This is a genomic window from Ahrensia marina, from assembly GCF_042140245.1.
Taxonomy (GTDB): domain Bacteria; phylum Pseudomonadota; class Alphaproteobacteria; order Rhizobiales; family MH13; genus MH13.
Genome location: NZ_CP159483.1, coordinates 321,639 through 339,862, shown reverse-complemented (window position 1 = coordinate 339,862; position 18,224 = coordinate 321,639). Strand labels below are relative to the sequence as shown.

Sequence of the window (18,224 nt, the reverse complement as noted above, 5' to 3'; positions counted from 1 at the left end):
TCCGTCTTGCTCTTCCAATCAACCGTGACGGCTTCATGACCACGCTTTACCAATTGCCGCTTGATGCTTCCTCGCGCTTTGTTCGCCTTGTGTTGGCCGAATACGGGCAGGCAGTGCACCTGGAACAAGAAAAGATATGGGAGCGTCGCCGAGAGTTTCTGGCGCTCAATCCTGCCGCTTCTGTGCCGGTGTTGAAGACCGATGATGACTTGGTGGTTGTCGGTCCCAACCCGATCGTCGGCTATCTCACCGAAGTGCATGAGGATCGTGGCGCGCCGCATATGCCAACCGATGTCGCCGCGCGCGCCGAAGTGCGACGTCTGGTCGATTGGGCTCTGGTGCTTATGGAGCATGATGTGACTGCGGTTCTCGTCCATGAGAAGGCTGAGAAGCGTGGTATTCCCGCCAATCTGGGTGGTGGACCGCCAGATACCAGCGCCATGCGCATCGCGCGCGATAATCTTGATTGGCACTTGGACTATATCGGCCATGTTCTGGCGAGCCGCGACTGGTTGGCTGGCGAGCGTATGACCCTGGCCGATCTGGCGTTTGCTGCGGCGCTGTCCTCACTGGACTATCTTGGCGAGGTGTCGTGGGCGGATCGCTCTGTCGCCAAACTGTGGTACGCGCGCGTCAAAAGCCGTCCTTCCTTTGCACCGCTTCTGGAGGAGCGTGTCAGTGGTGTGATACCACCGGCGCACTATGACGACCCGGACTTTTAGTCAAAAGCAGATCGATTTCATCCACACCGCTGCGCGAGATGTGGGCTTTGATACCTGCGCCATCACACATGCTGAGCGGATCAACGACCTACGACCGCGCCTGGAGCGGTTTGTGGCACTAGGTCGTCACGGCACAATGGGGTGGATGGAGGAAACGCTGGAGCGCCGCGGCCACCCACGGACGCTTTGGCCAGAGGCGCGCGCGATCATCATGCTGGGCCTATCCTATGGCCCAGCAACGGACCCTATGGGCACCCTTGATCAGGGTGATGTTGGCACGATCTCTGTTTATGCGCGCAATCGGGATTATCACGATGTCATCAAAGGGCGACTGAAAACACTCGCTTCCAAAGTCGTCTCCAAACTGGGAGGTGGCGTCAAAGTCTTCGTCGACACTGCACCGGTTATGGAAAAGCCGTTGGCTGAAGCGGCCGGGCTTGGCTGGCAGGGCAAGCACACCAATCTCGTTTCGCGCGAGCATGGGTCCTGGCTTTTTCTAGGCGCTATCTTCACCACGCTCGACTTGCCTGATGACGCTCCAGAAAGTGACCATTGCGGGTCCTGTACGCGGTGTTTGGATGTTTGCCCGACCAACGCGTTTCCTGCGCCCTATCAGCTGGATGCGCGGCGCTGCATATCCTACCTCACCATTGAGCACAGAGGCCCCATCCCGCTGGAGTTTCGCAAGGCGATGGGTAACCGCATCTATGGCTGCGACGATTGCCTAGCTGTCTGTCCCTGGAACAAGTTTGCTGAGACCGCCCGCGAGACGAAGCTAAAAGCGCGAGACGATCTAAACGCCCCCAAGCTTGCTGATCTCCTTGCTCTTGATGATGTTGCGTTTCGCCAGCTCTTTTCCGGCTCGCCTATCAAGCGGATCGGGCGTGACAGGTTCGTGCGCAACTGCCTGATCGCAGCGGGCAATAGCGAGGATAAAACCTTAGTCCCGCACGTGGACGCGCTTCTGACCGACCCATCAGACGTGGTGCGGGACGCTGCGCAATGGGCGATAGTGGAACTGGCGGGAAAGTAGCAACAACCAAAGGCGTCATCCTCGCCCTTGTGGCGGGGATCCATGCCGAGGAGGTCCCGATCATGGAAGCGAGCAGAAAGCGCCTGGAAACGGATCCCCGTGACAAGCACAGGGATGAGGGCAATGGGGCGCCTGTTTAAACCGGCTCGGACCCGTCGGCTTTCAGCGAGTACCCAGCCAGATAGAGCGAGCCGCAAACGAGAACCCGTGCCGGTTCGCCAGCGGCCATCTCAATTTCTTGCAGTGCATCTTCAAGACTTGGCGAGACCGAAGCAAAGGTGCCGCCCTCGGCCGCCGATGAAGCAAGGCTCACCGTATCATAGCTGTTCTCATGCCCAGGAATTGGGATCGCGATCACTTGGCGTGCAAGACCGGCAAAAGGCTCAAAAAAACTTGAGGCATCTTTGGTGCGCAACATGCCTGAGACCACATAGAGTGGACGTGGCACACGGTCTTCAAGATCGGCCATCGCCTCAGCGAGCGCCTGCCCACCTCCGGCATTGTGTCCGCCGTCAAGCCAAACATCGCAAGATGGGGCAAGCGCTGCCAGTGTGCCCGTCAGCTTTTGCAGGCGGCCCGGCCACGTCACTGTGCTCATGGCCGTCTCAACGGCTTGGTCTGGCAACTCAAACTGGCTGTGGCGCATGCAGGCAATGGCAAGGCCAGCATTGGCGATCTGGTGGCGTCCAGGAAGGCGTGGAAGCGGTAAGTCCAACAGGCCAAAAGCATCTTGGTAGACCAAGCGACCATGCTCCTCATAAGCCATGTAATCCTGCCCGTGGATGACGAGCGGCGCACCCACACGATCAGCAACGGCACGGATAACATTCAAGGCGGCAGGCTCTTGCGGGCCGATAACAGCGGTCACATCGCGTTTTAAGATGCCTGCCTTCTCGCCGGCGATTTTTTCCAGTGTGTCGCCAAGAAAACCCATATGATCCATTGAGATCGGCGTGATGGCGCACAGATGCGGCGTTTCCACCACGTTTGTGGCATCGAGCCGACCGCCTAAGCCGACTTCGAGCAGCGTGGCATCTGCTGGGTTTTGTGCAAACAGCACCATGGCAGCGGCCGTCGTCGCTTCAAAGAAGGTGATCGCTTGGCCAGCGTTGACCCGTTCGCAGTGAAGCAGTGTTTCGGTGAGAGCCGCATCGGACACAAACTGGCCGTCACCAGGCTTGCCGATGCGGATGCGCTCATTGAACCGCACCAGATGAGGCGAGGTGTAGACGTGGGCACTGCGCGCATCGGCTTCCAGCATGGCGCGCATGAAAGCGATCGTGGAGCCTTTGCCATTGGTACCAGCCACATGGACGACCGGTGGCAGACGCAGATGCGGGTTACCCAGATCGTTCAGCAGACGGGCAAGCCGCTCCAGGCCAAGATCCCAGGCGCGTGGGTGCAGCGTGGTAAAACGATGCAGCAGGTCAAGAACATCGACCTTGTCGGTGGATGCCCGCCCGCCCGTGTTGGGCATCACCGGATCGTTCATGCGGGTTGCGTTTCGCTTTGAGCAGAGGGTTCAAGCGCTTCGTCAGCCGTTTCGCCGTCGCCGTCGCTCTCAACGGTTTCTTCGGTCATCTCTTCAGGGGCCTCCAGCGCTGGTAGGGCGACCGGGTTCATGAACAGATCAACCAAGCGTGCGAGCGTGTCGCGCATATCTTTGCGGGTCACCACCATATCGAGCATGCCATGCTCCAGAAGGTATTCTGAGCGTTGGAAGCCCTCGGGCAGTTTTTCCCGGATTGTCTGTTCGATGACACGCGGGCCGGCAAAACCAATTAGCGCCCCGGGTTCGGCGATATGGATATCGCCAAGCATGGCGTAGGAGGCGGTCACGCCGCCCGTGGTCGGATTGGTCAGCACCACGATGTAGGGCAGGCCTGCCTCTTTCACGCGCTGAACAGCGACGGTTGTGCGTGGCAACTGCATCAGCGAGAGGATACCCTCTTGCATGCGTGCACCACCAGAAGCGGCAAAGAGGATCAGGGGACGGCGACGTTCGACGGCTACCTCGGCAGCTTTGATGAAGGCCTCACCAGCCGCCATGCCAAGCGATCCACCCATGAAGGCAAAGTTTTGTGCAGCCACAACAACAGGCTGGGCATGGATGGTCCCAGCAGCAACCAGAAAGGCGTCTTGCTCGCTCGTCTTGCCGCGCGCATCGCGAATGCGGTCAGTGTACTTGCGCTCGTCGCGAAATTTGAGCGGATCGGCGACAACATCCGGCGTTTCGATCAGTTCAAACTGTGCTTCATCGAACAATCGCTCCAAGCGCTTGCGAACCGGCATGCGCATATGATGGCCAGAGCTTGGCACCACCCAGTCATTGTTTTCCAGATCACGGTGGAACACCATCTCACCGGTTTCTGGGCACTTGATCCAGAGGTTCTCCGGCGTTTGGCTCGAAGAGGAGAACAGGGTGCGGATTTTTGGTCGCACAACATTGTCGATCCAGTTCACGGGGCGATTTCTCCTAGGTGTAAGGCTGGTGCCAGACTTGGGTGAGCACCCTAGCTAGATTTGGCTGCGCGGCGTACGCCACCAGCAAGCTGTGCGGTCATTTCTGTCACCGCTTTTAGCGTCATATCGGTGGCCTTGCCATCCTCATCAAGGCTCTGCGCTATGGAGTCGACCAAAGCAGAGCCGACAACCACCCCATCAGCCACCGCACCGATGCCGGCTGCATCATCGGGCGTTTTGATGCCGAAGCCCACCGCAACTGGCAAGTCTGAGTGTCGTTTGATCCGCGCGACAGCCTCGCCAACCTGTGCTGGGTCAGCGCTTGCGGTGCCTGTAATGCCTTTAATGGCCACGTAGTAGACAAAGCCTGACGTGTTGTTGAGAACGGCTGGCAGGCGTCTATCATCGGTTGTTGGGGTAGCCAGACGCACGAAGTTGAGACCAGCTTTCAGCGCAGGCAAGCAAAGCTCTTCGTCGGTCTCGGGTGGCAAATCGACCACGATCAAGCCGTCAACGCCCACGCGCAGCGCCTCGGTTAGAAACGCGTCCACTCCATAGATGTAGATGGGGTTGTAGTAGCCCATCAAGATGATGGGTGTCTCTGTGTCGGTTTCGCGAAACTGCTCCACCAACTTCAGAGTTTTGGCCAGGGTTTGGCCGCCCTGTAGCGAGCGCCGTGCCGCCGCTTGAATAGAGGGGCCATCGGCCATCGGATCAGAGAACGGCATGCCGAGCTCGATAAGATCGGCGCCCCACATAGCAAGTGATTTCATGATGCCCAGTGAGGTTTCCATGTCTGGGTCACCACCCATCACATAGGTCATGAGAGCCGGGCGACCTTCCTCTTTGAGGGCCGCAAAGCGGGCTTCGATACGCGTTGTCATTTACACACTCATTTCCCGCTCTGTTCCTGCAGAGCGCCCGCAGGAGAGTCTTTCGAGACCACTTTCTCACCGTCTTCTTTGGTGAAGTGGCTGATTTTGTCAGCGTTTGGGAGAACCGCCAGCACCTTTTCTGATGGGCGCGAGAGCACCGTTCCCAGCGGTGTGACCACGATGGGGCGATTCATCAGGATGGGATGCTCCACCATCGCGTCGATCAATTGATCGTCGGTGAAGTCTGGACTGTCCAGGCCAAGCTCCTCATAGGGCGTGCCCTTCTTACGCAACACCTCGCGCACCGACAGCCCCGTCGCCTTGATCAACTCAACCAAAGTCTCGCGACTTGGCGGAGTTTTCAAATACTCGATAACCACTGGTTCTTCCCCAGAAGCGAGGATCATCTCCAGCGTGTTGCGCGAGGTGCCACACTTTGGGTTGTGGTAGATCGTAATGGTCATGCGAGAACCCTATTGCCGCGCTGCATCTTCAGCTTCCAAAGCCTGCGCAACGGTGTGCACATCCTTGTCGCCGCGCCCACAGAGATTCATCACCAGGATCTGGTCTTTGCCCATGGTAGGTGCGATTTTTGCAACATGCGCCAATGCGTGAGCGGGTTCCAAGGCGGGCAGAATACCTTCGGTGCGCGACAGCAGTTTGAAAGCGTTCAGTGCTTCGCTGTCGGTCACCGGCACATACTCAACGCGACCGATATCCTTCAGCCAGGAATGTTCTGGCCCGATGCCGGGATAATCAAGGCCTGCCGAAATCGAGTGACCCTCCAAAATTTGTCCGTCCTCATCTTGCAGCAGGAAGGTACGATTGCCGTGTAGTACGCCCGGTTTGCCGCCTGATAAGGAAGCGGCGTGGCCGTTCTCAACGTCCACACCGTGCCCGCCCGCTTCAACGCCAATCAGCTTAACATCGCTGTCGTCAAGGAATGGGTGGAACAGTCCGATAGCATTGGATCCACCGCCAACACAGGCCACGGCGGCGTCTGGTAGGCGACCTTCCACTTCCAACATCTGTCCGCGCAACTCTTTGCCAATCACCGATTGGAAGTCGCGCACCAGCATCGGATAGGGATGTGGGCCTGCTGCGGTGCCGATCAAATAATAGGTTTCGTCCACCGTTGCGACCCAGTCGCGCAGCGCCTCGTTCATCGCATCTTTCAGCGTACCAGCACCCGCCGTAACGGGAATGACCTCCGCGCCGAGCAGCTTCATGCGGAAGACATTCGGAGCCTGCCGTTCCACATCGGTGGCACCCATATAAACAACGCATTTTAGCCCGAACCGGGCGCAGACAGTGGCTGTGGCGACCCCATGCTGGCCGGCACCTGTCTCAGCGATAATGCGCGTTTTGCCCATGCGGCGGGCAAGCAAAATCTGTCCAAGGCAATTGTTAATCTTGTGGCTGCCGGTGTGGTTCAGCTCATCACGTTTGAAATAGATCTTTGCGCCGCCAAGCTCTTCGGTTAGCCGCTCAGCGAAATAGAGTGGCGAAGGGCGGCCCGCATAGGTCGCGTTGAGGCCATCAAGCTCAGCTTGAAAAGCAGGGTCGGCTTTCGCGTCCTCATAGGCTTTTTCCAGATCGAGGATCAGTGGCATCAGCGTTTCAGCGACGAAGCGCCCGCCAAACAAACCAAAGTGACCGGCCTCGTCGGGGCCGGTGCGGAAGGAGTTGGGCTGCGCAGCCGAACCGGTTGTATATGTCGTCATGCGCTGGACCTTATCTTAGGCGTGGAGGCTGCTTTGGCAGCGTGAATAAACTGTTCGATCATGGCTGCATCTTTGCGGCCAGGGGCGCTTTCAACGCCGGAAGAAACGTCAACGCCTGGTGCGTTGGTCGCGACGATGGCTTCACCCACATTGGAGGGGTTCAGACCTCCCGAAAGCATGAAGGGTTGCGAGCGGTCAAGCGTATCGAGAAGTGACCAGTCGAACACAGCACCTAACCCCCCTGGGCGCGTCGCATCTTTGGGCGGCTTTGCATCCAGAAGAATTCGATCGGCGATACCAACAAAACCATTGGCTTTGACCGTATCCTCCCCAGAGCCAATGCCCAGCGCCTTCATCACCGGCTGGCCAAATTTGGCACGCACCGACTTAACGCGGCTCTCGTCCTCTCGCCCATGCAATTGCCACCAGTCGGGCTTCACTGCGTCATCAAGGGCGCTGAGGTGCGCATCAGTGGCATCGACGGTCAAGATAACAATCTCAGCACGACCGCGCGCCTGGTTCGCGAGTGCCCCCATCGTCGACAGCTCAACATGGCGCGGGCTTTTCTGGAAGCTCACAAGGCCAATCATATCGGCCCCAGCACCCAGTGCCGCTTCCAGAGTTTCTGGCTCGCTCAAGCCACAGATTTTCACAACAACGGTAGACATCGCGGTGATCTAGCCGGGCAGGCAGTTTGGAGCAAGCATGAGGTGACGGCAAAGCGGTCTGGGGTTAAGACCGTGTCATGAACAATGCTTTGTCTTCAGCCGAAATCGAGCGTTACGCCAGACACTTGGTCATCCGAGACGTGGGTGGGCCAGGGCAACAGAAACTGAAGGCTGCCCATGTGGCGGTAATTGGTGCAGGGGGACTTGGCGCGCCGTGCCTGCTCTATCTCGCGGCGGCAGGTGTCGGGACGCTGACGATCATCGATGATGATGCGGTTTCTCTGTCCAACCTGCAGCGCCAAATCATCCATCCAACCGAGCGGATCGGCGATGCTAAGGTCGAGAGCGCCAGTGTTGCGCTCCAAGCGGTCAACCCACACGTCGTGCTGATCAAACACCAGCTAAGGCTGTCGCCAGACAATGCGACCGATCTGCTAAAGGGTGCTGATATGGTAGTGGATGGGTCAGACAGCTTCGAAACGCGCGCTGATGCTGCCGTGGCCTGTGAGGCCCTGAAGATCCCTCTGGTGACGGGTGCGGTGTCAGTCTGGGAAGGTTCGCTCACCGTCATCGCGCCGCACCGTATCAAGCCGGGTGGTAGCAACTATCCTCGTTTCACCGACCTCTACCCCACACCGCCAGCGCCTGGGTCGCTGCCAACATGCTCTGAGGTGGGCGTTATCGGCGCTTTGACGGGCATGCTTGGCACGATGCAGGCAATGGAGGTGATCAAGCTGATCACGGGCGCCGGCGAGCCACTGCTCGGTCGCTTACTTTTAGTTAATGCGTTGACCATGCGGTTTGAAGAAATCGCCTATGGCTGAAGCCAAAAGGTGAGCATAGCCCAGCGCGCGATGAATGTGCACCGCCCGGCCTGCGGCAGGCAGGGCGACTAGTCTACAACATACTCGGCAGCACCCTGTCAGGTGGGCGGTGCCCGTCGGCGAAGGTGCGGATGTTGATGATCACCTTCTCCCCCATATCGATGCGGCTTTCCAAGGTGGCTGAACCCATATGGGGAAGTAGGACCACCTTGTTTTCGCGGGCAAGCTTGATCAGCTTCGGGTCGGCAGACGGTTCATGCTCAAAAACATCAAGCCCGGCACCAGCCAACTGATCGTTTTCCAACATCCGGATCAGTGCGGCTTCATCGATGATCTCACCGCGCGCGGTGTTCACAATGAAGGCTGATGGTTTCATCAGTTTCAGGCGGCGCGCTGAAAGCAGGTGAAAAGTTGCTGGGGTGTGCGGGCAATGCACGGACACCACATCCATACGGGCCAGCATCTGGTCCAGCGAATCCCAATAGGTGGCCTCAAGCTCTTCTTCGATATCGGCGGCAACCCGGCGACGATTGTGATAGTGGATAGCAAGACCAAACGCTTTGGCGCGCCGAGCCACCGCTTGGCCAATGCGGCCCATGCCGACAATGCCCAACCGTTTACCCCAAATACGATGCCCGAGCATCCAGGTGGGTGACCAGCCTTCCCAATTCTCCGCGTGATCGACCAGATACCGCGCGCCCTCTTTTAGTCGGCGTGGGACAGCCAGCATCAAAGCCAGCGTCATATCGGCGGTGTCTTCGGTAAGGACACCCGGCGTGTTGGTCACGATGATTGAGCGGTTGTTGGCAGCATCGACATCAATATTGTCCACACCAGCGCCAAACTGAGCGATCATCTTCAGTTTTGGGCCGGCCTGAGCGAGCACGCCTGCGTCAATCTTGTCTGTAACGGTTGGCACCAGAACATCAGCGGTTTGAGCCGCTTCGACCAACTCAGCCTGCGTCATCGGGCGGTCATCGGTGTTCAGCTTGGCGTCGAACAGTTCGCGCATGCGCGTCTCAACCACATCGGGCAGCTTCCGCGTGACCACGATTTGAGGTTTTGTCTTCGCCATCTGCACTCACCTTTTCATGTGGGTCATCAAACGCCGGTTGGCGGTTTTTGACCCAATCTTAACGCTGCTGCGCTCACTATCGGCCTAACAACCGCACGCAATCATCCTTGTCTAGCCAAACCAAAGGCGAGCCATGGTGATGCCTGCTTTTCAAGGCTTATCGCAGCGCACAATGTCCTGTCCAATCCGCATCGTCAGTTTCGCACAATCGCTTATGTTCATCCTCGCCGTCTTGATGACGATGATTGTCGGGAGTGCCCTGCCTGCGCACGCGCAGGCGCCCGCCATACAGAACGGCGTCACGGTAGGCCCTGTTACCGGTTTTCCCCTTCCGCGGTTTGTTTCCATCCGCCCGAACGAGGCCAATGTTCGCGTTGGACCGGGTAGCGCTTATGATATCCGCTGGACTTTCGTGCGCTCTGGACTGCCTGTTGAGATCACAGCCGAGTTTGGTAATTGGCGAAAAATCCGTGACATGGAGGGGGACGAGGGCTGGATTCGTCACGATCTGCTAACCGGGCGCCGCACGGCGGTGATTGCTCCATGGAGTGATGGCGACCCCATCCCAGCGCGTCGTGCACCCTCGCAGGACGCCAACACGCGTTTTCTGCTTCAGCCCGGCGTTCTAGGAGAAATTTTGGAGTGTGATGGAACGTGGTGCGAAGTGACATCGGCCAACCCACAAGTTCAGTGGCGCGGTTTTGTGCGCCAAACATCGCTCTGGGGTGCGTACCCAGATGAGGCATTTAGGGCCAACTAGGTCCAGCGGTCGGTGGTTTAGTCGGCTTTCGGTCGGACGCGAACCAGCACGTCAACACTTACCAATTCCATGCCGTCTGGAATCTCTGGCAGTCGGTTCACCGAAACTGCGTTCGACGGCACATCAATCACCTTGTCCTCATGCTCTAGGAACATGTGGTGGTGATCGCCAATGTTGGTGTCGAAATAGGTGCGTGTGGAATCAACTGTGATCTCACGTAACAACCCGGCCGCGGTGAATTGATGCAGCGTGTTGTAGACGGTGGCCAGTGAAACATCCGCTCCGGATTGCTTGGCCACGTCGTAGAGCCATTCGGCCGAGACGTGACGATCTTCACCATCAAACAAGATTGATGCGAGGGCTACTCGTTGACGCGTGGGGCGCAAACCGGCCGCACGCAGTTGAGCGGTGGTCGCAGTCAATGCGGCACTTGGCGCTGTAAAGTCTGTGCTGTCCATCGAGGCCGTCATGCTGATCTCTAAAATATTTGGAACGATGAAAATCCACGAGGTTTTTGGTAACTGCTTGTGCAGCGCACCACAAACCAGCGTTTTCACGCCCATACACCTCTCGTATGTGCCGGTTTCCGGGCGAAAGGTCAAGGTTGGCAGGGCTCACCCAAGGCGCTGCGACACACTTTTTGCAAGTCATTCGCATTTTACCGGACGTTTTTTCCAACAAAAGGCCGAACGTGCCTAAACACGACTGGGGCTTGTTTTGCGGCGTTAAACTGTTACCACCCGCTGAAAAAACACCTTGCAGTCGGCTCGCGTTACCGTTCTTCCCGGCTGATCTTCTTGGGAGCCTTGTATGTCCGACCGCCCATCATCTCTTACCTACGATCAATTGATTGAATGTGCCGAAGGCAAAATGTTCGGCCCCGGCAACGCACAGTTGCCCGCGCCGCCCATGCTTATGTTTGATCGTATCACGTCGATCAGCGAGGAAGGCGGTGCCAACGATAAAGGCCATGTGTTGGCCGAATTGGATGTGAATCCTGATCTTTGGTTCTTTAAGTGTCACTTCATTGGCGACCCTGTGATGCCAGGTTGTCTGGGCTTGGACGCGCTGTGGCAGCTCACCGGTTTCTATCTCGGTTGGCTGGGCGAGAAGGGCCGTGGCCGCGCGCTTGGCGTTGGCGAGGTAAAGTTCACCGGACAGGTTCAGCCTCATGTCAAAACCGTTGAATACGGCGTGGACATGAAGCGGGTCATGCGCTCACGGCTGAAACTTGCCATTGCCGACGGTTGGGTGAAAGCTGATGGCGAGACCATCTTCACAGTGCAAGGCATGCGCGTCGGTCTGTTTGAAGATGAGACTTCCTAATCCCACCTGCTAACACTATTTGGCAGAACAAGCGGGTTTCCGCATTTACCATTTGAGGAGATCGCCATGCGGCGCGTCGTCGTCACCGGGATGGGCATTGTGTCCTCCATTGGCAACACCACCGATGAGGTGCTCGAAAGCTTGCGTACGGCCAAGTCTGGCATCGATACAGCGCAAGACTATGTTGATCTTGGCTTCCGCTGCCAGGTGCACGGCATGCCGACGGTCGATGTGGAAAGTCTGGTGGATCGCCGCAACATGCGGTTCCATGGCGGTGGCACAGCCTGGAACCATATCGCGATGGATCAGGCCATTGCCGATGCGGGTCTGGCGCCTGAAGAGGTATCAAACCCTCGCACCGGCATCATCATGGGCTCTGGCGGTCCCTCGACCAAAGTGATTGTGGAATCAGCGGCCATCACCAAAGAAAAAGGTCCAAAACGCGTTGGACCATTCGCGGTACCCAAAGCGATGTCGTCCACCGCGTCGGCAACGCTTGCGACCTTTTTCAAGATCAAGGGTGTGAACTACTCCATCTCCTCGGCCTGCTCCACATCCGCGCATTGTATCGGCAATGCCATGGAGCAGATCCAATGGGGCAAACAGGACCGCGTGTTTGCCGGTGGCTGCGAAGATCTCGACTGGACGCTCTCGGTCCTGTTCGACGCGATGGGCGCCATGTCATCAAAGTTTAATGACACGCCTTCGCGTGCCTCACGTGCTTATGACAAGAACCGCGATGGGTTTGTTATCGCGGGCGGCGCTGGTGTTTTGGTCCTAGAAGACTACGAGACAGCCAAGGCTCGTGGTGCAAAAATCTATGCCGAGCTGATCGGCTATGGCGCAACCTCAGACGGCCACGACATGGTCGCGCCTTCGGGTGAAGGGGCTGTGCGCTGCATGCAGCAGGCGCTTGAAACCGTCGATATGCCCGTCGACTACATCAATCCCCATGGCACATCGACGCCCGTTGGCGACGTCACCGAGGCCAAAGCCATCCGCGAAGTGTTTGGATCGGATATTCCGGTCATCTCAGCAACCAAGTCTTTGACAGGTCATTCATTGGGCGCCACTGGTGTGCAAGAGGCCATTTACTCGCTGCTGATGATGAACAATGACTTCATCTGCGAAAGCGCGCATATCGACGAACTCGATCCTGATGTCGCCGATCTGCCAATTGCGCTGGAACGCAAAGAACAAAAGGTGGCAGTGGCCCTTTCGAACTCCTTTGGGTTCGGCGGCACGAACTGCACGCTCGTGTTCAAACACCCTGACGCGTAAGCCGGAGTATCACGTATGACACAGCTTATGGCTGGCAAGCGCGGCCTCATCATGGGCGTCGCCAACAATCACTCGATTGCCTGGGGCATCGCAAAAATGCTCGCCGATCATGGGGCAGAGCTGGCGTTCACCCATCAAGGCGCGTCGATGGAGCGCCGGGTTCGCCCATTGGCTGAAAGCGTTGGGTCGTCAATTGTGATGGATTGCGATGTGGAAGACATCGCCTCTGTTGATGCGGTTTTCGACACGTTGAAATCGGAATGGGGTAGCATCGATTTCTTCGTTCACGCCGTGGCGTTCTCCGACAAGAATGAGCTTGCCGGACGTTTCGCAGACACGAGCCGGGGCAATTTTACCCGGACCATGACGATCTCATGCTTCTCCTTCGTGGAAACCGCCAAGCGGGCCGCCGCTTTGATGACGGATGGCGGGTCCATGGTAACGCTCACCTATGATGGCTCGCAGCGTGTGATGCCCAACTACAATGTCATGGGCGTGGCCAAAGCGGCACTTGAAGCATCCGTTCGCTATTTGGCCACTGATTTCGGTCGCGATGCGATCCGCGTGAACGCGATTTCGGCGGGGCCCATGCGCACGCTCGCTGGTGCTGGGGTCGCTGATGCGCGTTTGATGTTCAACTTCCAGAAACAGCATGCTCCCCTGGGCCGCACCGTGACACTGGATGAGGTGGGCGGCGCAGGCCTTTATCTGCTTTCTGATCTTGGAAGCGGCGTAACAGGCGAAGTTCACTATGTGGATTCTGGCTACAACACCATTTCCATGCCGCGCCTGGAAGCGCTGAAGACTCTGCCCACGGCTGAGTAGCACCATGAGGCTGGTGATTGTCGGCTATGGCTATTCCTCCAGGGCAATTCACCAGGCTCTGGACAATGGCTTTGAAAGTCTGACTGTCACCACACGAACAGCGGAAAAGGCCGAGCAGCTGCGCGCCGATGGTCTTGATGCTGTGGTGTTTGATGGCACCGCTCCATCAGACGGTCTTGCGTCTGCTCTGGCGTCGGCAACCCATCTCATTATGTCCGCCGCGCCTGGCGACGTAGGCGATCCCTTGCTGGCTCAGCATGAGATTGCTGTGGCGCGGGATTTGCAATGGGTTGGCTATCTCTCCACCGTCGGCGTCTATGGCAATCATGACGGCGCTTGGATTGATGAGACGACGCCTGCCGATCCGCAAAGCAAGCGCTCAAAACTGCGTGTGGCGGCTGAGAAGGCGTGGCTCCACCGGCAGGCCAAGATCGGTTTTGCGCTTGGTGTCTTTCGGTTGGCCGGGATTTATGGGCAAGGCCGCTCAGCGCTCGACAAAGTGCGTGATGGTACGGCCCGCCGCATCATCAAGCCTGGCCAAGTTTTCAATCGCATCCATGTCGATGATATCGGCCGTGTTGTTGCGTCGGGGGCAGCGCAAAGTGTCGGCGGCATCTTCAATGTTACAGACGATGAGCCTTGCCCGCCCCAAAATGTGATCGCGCATGCATCGTCGCTGGTTGGCGTTGAACCGCCGCCTGAGATTGCCTTTGAAGACGCCGACCTCTCACCCATGGGGCGGTCGTTCTATGGTGAGAACAAGCGGGTTTCGAACGCCAAGATCAAAAAGGCGTTCGGGCCTATGCTCTATCCAACCTACCGTGAAGGTTTGGCCGGGTTGCTCTAATCCAACACCTTCTGCATCAGCACCAGATCCAGCCAGCGGTCGAACTTGCGACCCACCTGCTTCAGATGGGCGACCTGCTCGAAGCCATGCTTAGCGTGTAGAGCAAGCGAGGCAGTGTTTTCCGCCTCAAGTCCGCCAACGAGCACATGCACACCGTCGGCCCGAGCGCGCCCTTCCAGCGCATTCATGAGCTTGCTGGCAATCCCTTTTCCGCGATGGGCCGCATCGACATAGATCGACAGCTCACGGCTGTGTTTGTAGCCATCATTGGGGCGAAACGGGCCGTAGGTCGCGTAGCCTGTGCACGCACCATTGAGCTCGGCCACCAGCACAGGAAATCCCTGTTTAACACGATCTTGCCACCAATGCCGCCGGTCATCCAAGTCGCTCAGGCGCTCATTCCAGATCGCCGTCGTGGTCGCAACAGCATCGTTGTAGATGGCCAGAATGGCAGGCAAGTCAGCGTCGATCGCCGGGCGGATCAAAATCTCAGACATGGGGTGTCATTGCCCATGTCGAGCTGTTCGGCAAGCCAACATACCAAATCACGGCCCTGATACAAGTTTACCTGGTGTGCATTAGGGGATAATAATCAACTTGACGCGGGGTAAAAAGAAAGAGAAATCAGTCTGTTAAAGCGTCTTGATGCAAAGCGTTAGCACCCTCTTTACGTTCTATTGCGTATAGAATTCCCTTTGGGTCACACATCGTGTGATGAGGGAGCTCTTTTTGTCCATTGCCGCATCGTTTAGCGATCAGCCGGTCGATCACCAAACGCCCTCGCGCTTGACCTATCGGTTGGCGATGTTTGCTGTACTCGCGGTCTTTCTGGGCTCTCTTGCAGCCTTCGCTGCACGGCCTGCGGAAGGCGCATCTTTCGCGGTTATTGTGCCACCCCATACGGCCCCTGCCGGCCTGATGCGCACGGTTGCTGAGGCCGATGGCGTGCTTGTTCGCCAGAGTCGCTACCCCTGGTTAGCGATAGCAGCACCCCGTGCCGAACAGTCTGCATCGCAGTTCCGCGCCGCTTTGTCTGATGCAGGTGCTGTTCTTCTGCTCCATCCAGCGCTGCTTGCTGGATGTTTCACCGAACCTTCTTCCGCCGCCAGAACGAGAGACATCTCATGAGCGATACATCTTCAGCCATTTTGGCCACCGACAACGCACTTTCCAAATTACGCGCCCAGTTCGCTCGGGTGCTCGTTCCACTGTTGTGGTTGAACGTGGGCTTGATTGCCATGTCGGTGATGTTTGTCACCGAGCAGGCGCCACTGTTCTTGGTGCCGGCTGGTGCTGTCCTGGCGGCTGCAACCACGTTCTCTTGGTGGAAGTATGGATCTGTTCAGCTCACCCGCGACCTTTCCGCCTTGGCGATGATGGCTCAAGTGGCGTTCTTGGTGATGGCTTTTACCGGTCATGCCTACCAGATCGACATGCACATGTACTTCTTTGCCAGTCTGGCCATTTTGGCGGCCTGGTGTGACTGGCGCCCCATCGTAATCGGCGCGGCCATCACAGCCGTGCATCATTTATCATTCAACTTCTTGCTGCCCTTTGCCGTATTTCCCGAAGGTATGAGCATTGCGCGTGTGTTGGTTCACGCCGTTATTCTTATCGCTCAAACAGCCGCCTTGGTCTTCCTTACGCACGCGCTGGAAGCGGCTCTGCGTGCATCGAAACTGGCCGTTGATGATGCACGTGACGCGCAAAGCAAAGCCGATGCTCTTTCCGCTGATCTGAATGTCAGCGCGCAGGAAGAACGTGATCGTCGTGAACGCTCTGCTGCGGTCATCGATCAGTTGCAAGAACGTGCATCCGAAGTGGTGTCGACGCTACGTGACACCGCTCAGCAATTGGGAGGTGCAGCCCAGTCGGTCACCGGAAAAACCCAATCGAGCAAGGCCTTGGCGACCGAGATCACCACGGATGCTGGTCAGGCTGCGGACCGTATTGCCTCCGTTGCTGCCACCACTGTTGAATTGGACCAGTCAATCGCCGAAATTTCCAATCGCTTGAATGCCTCGCGCGAGCACTCGCAGGCCGGTGCCCAAAGCGCCGAAGAGGCAATGGTCACGGTGCGATCCTTGGTGGAGCGTGCCGACGCAATCCACCGCGTGATCGAACTGATCTCCGATATCGCGGAACAGACCAATCTGCTCGCCCTCAACGCCACCATTGAAGCCGCGCGTGCTGGCGAGGCCGGACGTGGTTTTGCCGTCGTGGCATCTGAGGTGAAATCGTTGGCCGAGCAAACTGGTAAGGCAACTGAAGAAATCTCTGGTCAGATTGCAGGCATTCAAGATGCCTCATCCGGCGCTGCCGATGGGCTGAGCGGTATTCATGGCGTCATCGGTGAGATCAACGAGACGCTTGCCGATCTCGCCTCTGTTGTCAGTCAGCAGTCGGCGGCCACCAACGAGATCGCGTCCAGTATGGATGGGGCCTCAGATAACGCCAAAGGCGTATCGGGCGAGCTGTGTGGTGTTGTGTCAGCCGTTGAAGCAATCGAACAGGAAATGGGCCAGGTTGAGCAAGGGTCAGGCTCTTTGCTCCAGCAGGCCGAAACACTGTTGGCGGAAATTGAGGGTGCGCGCCAAAAACTGGCCGCCTAGCCAAACAGTCCACTGAAAGCGCGCAAGGCGAATGCCCACAAGAAGGGCAGCCTTGCCGCCAATTGCGCTTTGACGGCGATGGCCGCGCGCGGCATCTTACCCTTGAGCGTTTTCAAGGAGTGAGTGATGAGCATCGCAACAGTCGATACTGGCAATGGCCCACGGGCTTTTTTTGAGTTTGGTCTTGAGGCCAAACCCACACCGTTTGACGCCATTCCCTTGATCGACTTCGGCCCGATGCTTTCTGACGATCCTGCTGAGCGCGCCAAGGTTGGCGCTGAAGTGCGCAAAGCCTGCACGGAGGTCGGCTTCTTCTATGCGCTCAACCATGGTGTGCCCAAAAAGGTGATCGACAACACCTTTGCCGCAGCTCACCGTTTCTTCGCCTTGCCCGATATGATCAAGCAGACAATCAGTGTTGAAAAGTCTGACAACAATCGCGGGTACACCGCATTGCTTGGAGAGAACACTGATCCCACTGCTAAAGGCGATATGCACGAGGCGTTTGATTTTGCATTGGAGATGGATGCTGATGATCCTGACCTTGCCAAAGGGCTGTTTGGCTATGCACCTAACCAATGGCCGGACCCTAACCACGAAGGCATGAATGATTTTCGTCAGACGCTGCTCACGTATCATGAAGAAGCGCTGACCTTTGGTGCACGCATTTTTCAAGCGTTTGCTTTGGCATTGGAACTGCCTGAAGACTATTTCACACCCAAAATCACCAAGCCGTTGGCCGTGGCACGTGTCCTTCACTATCCTCCACAAGAGGGTAAGATTGATGAGAAGCAGATCGGCATCGGCGCCCACTCGGACTATGAGTGTTTCACCATCCTTTGTACCGATGAGAAGGCTGCCTTGCAGGTGCTGAATGCCGCTGGCGAGTGGATCGAAGCCCCGCCGGTGGAAGGCGCGTTTATCGTCAATGTCGGCGACATGATGGAGCGTTGGACGAACGACTACTTCAAATCAACCATCCATCGCGCGATCAACCGCTCTGGCAAACAGCGCTATTCCATCCCGCTGTTCTTTGGCACCAATCCCGATGTGGAGATCGCTGTGCTGGAAAGCTGCCAATCAGCCAGCAACCCACCGCGCTATGAACCGATCCAGGCCGGCGCTTATGTGGAGCAACGTATCACCGAGACGTATGCGCATCGCCAGGAAGACTAGACCCCTCGACCTG

General features: G+C 57.4%; 19 protein-coding genes and 1 pseudogene. 11 read left to right on the top strand and 9 right to left on the bottom strand.

Going from position 1 to position 18,224, the window contains the following annotated elements; translation table 11 throughout:
• Positions 1-35 precede the first annotated feature (35 nt).
• Positions 36-722 carry a glutathione S-transferase family protein gene (locus ABWH92_RS01650; protein ID WP_375571559.1) on the top strand — a complete coding sequence of 229 codons (687 nt, stop codon included), beginning with the start codon at positions 36-38 and terminating at the stop codon, positions 720-722.
• Positions 703-1,746, top strand: a pseudogene (gene queG, locus ABWH92_RS01645) (tRNA epoxyqueuosine(34) reductase QueG); the annotation flags it as partial. The gene ABWH92_RS01650 and the pseudogene queG, both read left to right, overlap by 20 nt.
• Positions 1,747-1,891: 145 nt before the next feature.
• Here the strand turns inward: queG and ABWH92_RS01640 are convergent.
• Genes ABWH92_RS01640 through ABWH92_RS01615 form a run of 6 tightly spaced genes read right to left on the bottom strand, consistent with a single transcriptional unit; the run spans position 1,892 to position 7,485 of the window.
• Positions 1,892-3,247, bottom strand: coding sequence for a bifunctional folylpolyglutamate synthase/dihydrofolate synthase (locus ABWH92_RS01640; RefSeq protein WP_375571557.1), 1,356 nt, complete (start codon positions 3,245-3,247; stop codon positions 1,892-1,894).
• Positions 3,244-4,218, bottom strand: coding sequence for an acetyl-CoA carboxylase, carboxyltransferase subunit beta (gene accD, locus ABWH92_RS01635; RefSeq protein WP_375571555.1), 975 nt, complete (start codon positions 4,216-4,218; stop codon positions 3,244-3,246). The genes ABWH92_RS01640 and accD overlap by 4 nt, the downstream gene beginning before the upstream one ends.
• Before the next feature lie 50 nt (positions 4,219-4,268).
• Positions 4,269-5,102, bottom strand: coding sequence for a tryptophan synthase subunit alpha (gene trpA / locus ABWH92_RS01630; RefSeq protein WP_375571553.1), 834 nt, complete (start codon positions 5,100-5,102; stop codon positions 4,269-4,271).
• A gap of 8 nt (positions 5,103-5,110) precedes the next feature.
• On the bottom strand, positions 5,111-5,557 hold the full coding sequence (gene arsC, locus ABWH92_RS01625) for an arsenate reductase (glutaredoxin) (RefSeq protein ID WP_375571551.1): 447 nt from the start codon (positions 5,555-5,557) through the stop codon (positions 5,111-5,113).
• Between the two features lie 9 nt (positions 5,558-5,566).
• Complete coding sequence (gene trpB, locus ABWH92_RS01620; protein WP_375571549.1) at positions 5,567-6,817, bottom strand: tryptophan synthase subunit beta; 1,251 nt, start codon at positions 6,815-6,817, stop codon at positions 5,567-5,569.
• Positions 6,814-7,485 (bottom strand): phosphoribosylanthranilate isomerase, encoded by a 672-nt coding sequence (locus ABWH92_RS01615; RefSeq protein WP_375571547.1) that lies wholly within the window; start codon positions 7,483-7,485, stop codon positions 6,814-6,816. Before ABWH92_RS01615 ends, trpB begins: the two co-directional genes overlap by 4 nt.
• Before the next feature lie 77 nt (positions 7,486-7,562).
• On the opposite strand from ABWH92_RS01615, the gene moeB reads away from it, so the two are divergent.
• Positions 7,563-8,309, top strand: coding sequence for a molybdopterin-synthase adenylyltransferase MoeB (gene moeB / locus ABWH92_RS01610; protein WP_375571545.1), 747 nt, complete (start codon positions 7,563-7,565; stop codon positions 8,307-8,309).
• Positions 8,310-8,382: 73 nt separating this feature from the next.
• Here moeB and ABWH92_RS01605 read toward each other — a convergent pair whose 3' ends face one another.
• Complete coding sequence (locus ABWH92_RS01605; RefSeq protein WP_375571543.1) at positions 8,383-9,384, bottom strand: 2-hydroxyacid dehydrogenase; 1,002 nt, start codon at positions 9,382-9,384, stop codon at positions 8,383-8,385.
• A 139-nt stretch (positions 9,385-9,523) separates the two neighbouring features.
• On the opposite strand from ABWH92_RS01605, the gene ABWH92_RS01600 reads away from it, so the two are divergent.
• Positions 9,524-10,144 carry an SH3 domain-containing protein gene (locus ABWH92_RS01600; RefSeq protein ID WP_375571541.1) on the top strand — a complete coding sequence of 207 codons (621 nt, stop codon included), beginning with the start codon at positions 9,524-9,526 and terminating at the stop codon, positions 10,142-10,144.
• 17 nt (positions 10,145-10,161) lie between these two features.
• Here ABWH92_RS01600 and irrA read toward each other — a convergent pair whose 3' ends face one another.
• Positions 10,162-10,707, bottom strand: coding sequence for an iron response transcriptional regulator IrrA (gene irrA / locus ABWH92_RS01595; protein ID WP_375571539.1), 546 nt, complete (start codon positions 10,705-10,707; stop codon positions 10,162-10,164).
• Positions 10,708-10,954: 247 nt separating this feature from the next.
• Here irrA and fabA point away from each other — a divergent pair, with 247 nt between their 5' ends.
• The 4 genes from fabA (at position 10,955) to ABWH92_RS01575 (ending at position 14,423) form a co-directional block, all read left to right on the top strand.
• Complete coding sequence (gene fabA, locus ABWH92_RS01590; RefSeq protein ID WP_375571537.1) at positions 10,955-11,470, top strand: bifunctional 3-hydroxydecanoyl-ACP dehydratase/trans-2-decenoyl-ACP isomerase; 516 nt, start codon at positions 10,955-10,957, stop codon at positions 11,468-11,470.
• Between the two features lie 66 nt (positions 11,471-11,536).
• The gene (fabB, locus tag ABWH92_RS01585; protein WP_375571535.1) at positions 11,537-12,751 is read left to right on the top strand and encodes a beta-ketoacyl-ACP synthase I; all 1,215 of its coding nucleotides are present in this window, start codon (positions 11,537-11,539) and stop codon (positions 12,749-12,751) included.
• 15 nt (positions 12,752-12,766) lie between these two features.
• On the top strand, positions 12,767-13,576 hold the full coding sequence (fabI, locus tag ABWH92_RS01580) for an enoyl-ACP reductase FabI (RefSeq protein WP_375571534.1): 810 nt from the start codon (positions 12,767-12,769) through the stop codon (positions 13,574-13,576).
• A 4-nt stretch (positions 13,577-13,580) separates the two neighbouring features.
• Positions 13,581-14,423: an SDR family oxidoreductase gene (locus tag ABWH92_RS01575; RefSeq protein ID WP_375571532.1), complete on the top strand. Its 843-nt coding sequence runs from the start codon at positions 13,581-13,583 to the stop codon at positions 14,421-14,423.
• Here ABWH92_RS01575 and ABWH92_RS01570 read toward each other — a convergent pair.
• A complete protein-coding gene (locus ABWH92_RS01570; protein WP_375571530.1) occupies positions 14,420-14,920 on the bottom strand; it encodes a GNAT family N-acetyltransferase in 501 nt (166 codons plus the stop codon). The two genes, ABWH92_RS01575 and ABWH92_RS01570, sit on opposite strands and share 4 nt — an antisense overlap.
• A 232-nt stretch (positions 14,921-15,152) precedes the next feature.
• On the opposite strand from ABWH92_RS01570, the gene ABWH92_RS01565 reads away from it, so the two are divergent.
• From ABWH92_RS01565 to ABWH92_RS01555, 3 genes are all read left to right on the top strand, one after another.
• Positions 15,153-15,551 carry a hypothetical protein gene (locus tag ABWH92_RS01565; protein ID WP_375571528.1) on the top strand — a complete coding sequence of 133 codons (399 nt, stop codon included), beginning with the start codon at positions 15,153-15,155 and terminating at the stop codon, positions 15,549-15,551.
• The gene (locus ABWH92_RS01560) at positions 15,548-17,035 is read left to right on the top strand and encodes a methyl-accepting chemotaxis protein (protein WP_375571526.1); all 1,488 of its coding nucleotides are present in this window, start codon (positions 15,548-15,550) and stop codon (positions 17,033-17,035) included. The genes ABWH92_RS01565 and ABWH92_RS01560 overlap by 4 nt, the downstream gene beginning before the upstream one ends.
• 126 nt (positions 17,036-17,161) lie before the next feature.
• The gene (locus ABWH92_RS01555) at positions 17,162-18,211 is read left to right on the top strand and encodes an isopenicillin N synthase family dioxygenase (protein WP_375571524.1); all 1,050 of its coding nucleotides are present in this window, start codon (positions 17,162-17,164) and stop codon (positions 18,209-18,211) included.
• Positions 18,212-18,224 lie beyond the last annotated feature (13 nt).

Coding starts and splice junctions, on each gene's coding strand:
- fabA (WP_375571537.1), top strand. CDS start 10,955: ATGTCCGACCGCCCATCATCTCTTACCTACGATCAATTGATTGAATGT.
- ABWH92_RS01575 (WP_375571532.1), top strand. CDS start 13,581: ATGAGGCTGGTGATTGTCGGCTATGGCTATTCCTCCAGGGCAATTCAC.
- ABWH92_RS01640 (WP_375571557.1), bottom strand. CDS start 3,247: ATGAACGATCCGGTGATGCCCAACACGGGCGGGCGGGCATCCACCGAC.
- fabB (WP_375571535.1), top strand. CDS start 11,537: ATGCGGCGCGTCGTCGTCACCGGGATGGGCATTGTGTCCTCCATTGGC.
- ABWH92_RS01560 (WP_375571526.1), top strand. CDS start 15,548: ATGAGCGATACATCTTCAGCCATTTTGGCCACCGACAACGCACTTTCC.
- trpB (WP_375571549.1), bottom strand. CDS start 6,817: ATGACGACATATACAACCGGTTCGGCTGCGCAGCCCAACTCCTTCCGC.
- ABWH92_RS01570 (WP_375571530.1), bottom strand. CDS start 14,920: ATGTCTGAGATTTTGATCCGCCCGGCGATCGACGCTGACTTGCCTGCC.
- ABWH92_RS01555 (WP_375571524.1), top strand. CDS start 17,162: ATGAGCATCGCAACAGTCGATACTGGCAATGGCCCACGGGCTTTTTTT.
- fabI (WP_375571534.1), top strand. CDS start 12,767: ATGACACAGCTTATGGCTGGCAAGCGCGGCCTCATCATGGGCGTCGCC.
- ABWH92_RS01600 (WP_375571541.1), top strand. CDS start 9,524: ATGCCTGCTTTTCAAGGCTTATCGCAGCGCACAATGTCCTGTCCAATC.
- ABWH92_RS01615 (WP_375571547.1), bottom strand. CDS start 7,485: ATGTCTACCGTTGTTGTGAAAATCTGTGGCTTGAGCGAGCCAGAAACT.
- moeB (WP_375571545.1), top strand. CDS start 7,563: ATGAACAATGCTTTGTCTTCAGCCGAAATCGAGCGTTACGCCAGACAC.
- irrA (WP_375571539.1), bottom strand. CDS start 10,707: ATGGGCGTGAAAACGCTGGTTTGTGGTGCGCTGCACAAGCAGTTACCA.
- ABWH92_RS01650 (WP_375571559.1), top strand. CDS start 36: ATGACCACGCTTTACCAATTGCCGCTTGATGCTTCCTCGCGCTTTGTT.
- arsC (WP_375571551.1), bottom strand. CDS start 5,557: ATGACCATTACGATCTACCACAACCCAAAGTGTGGCACCTCGCGCAAC.
- trpA (WP_375571553.1), bottom strand. CDS start 5,102: ATGACAACGCGTATCGAAGCCCGCTTTGCGGCCCTCAAAGAGGAAGGT.
- ABWH92_RS01605 (WP_375571543.1), bottom strand. CDS start 9,384: ATGGCGAAGACAAAACCTCAAATCGTGGTCACGCGGAAGCTGCCCGAT.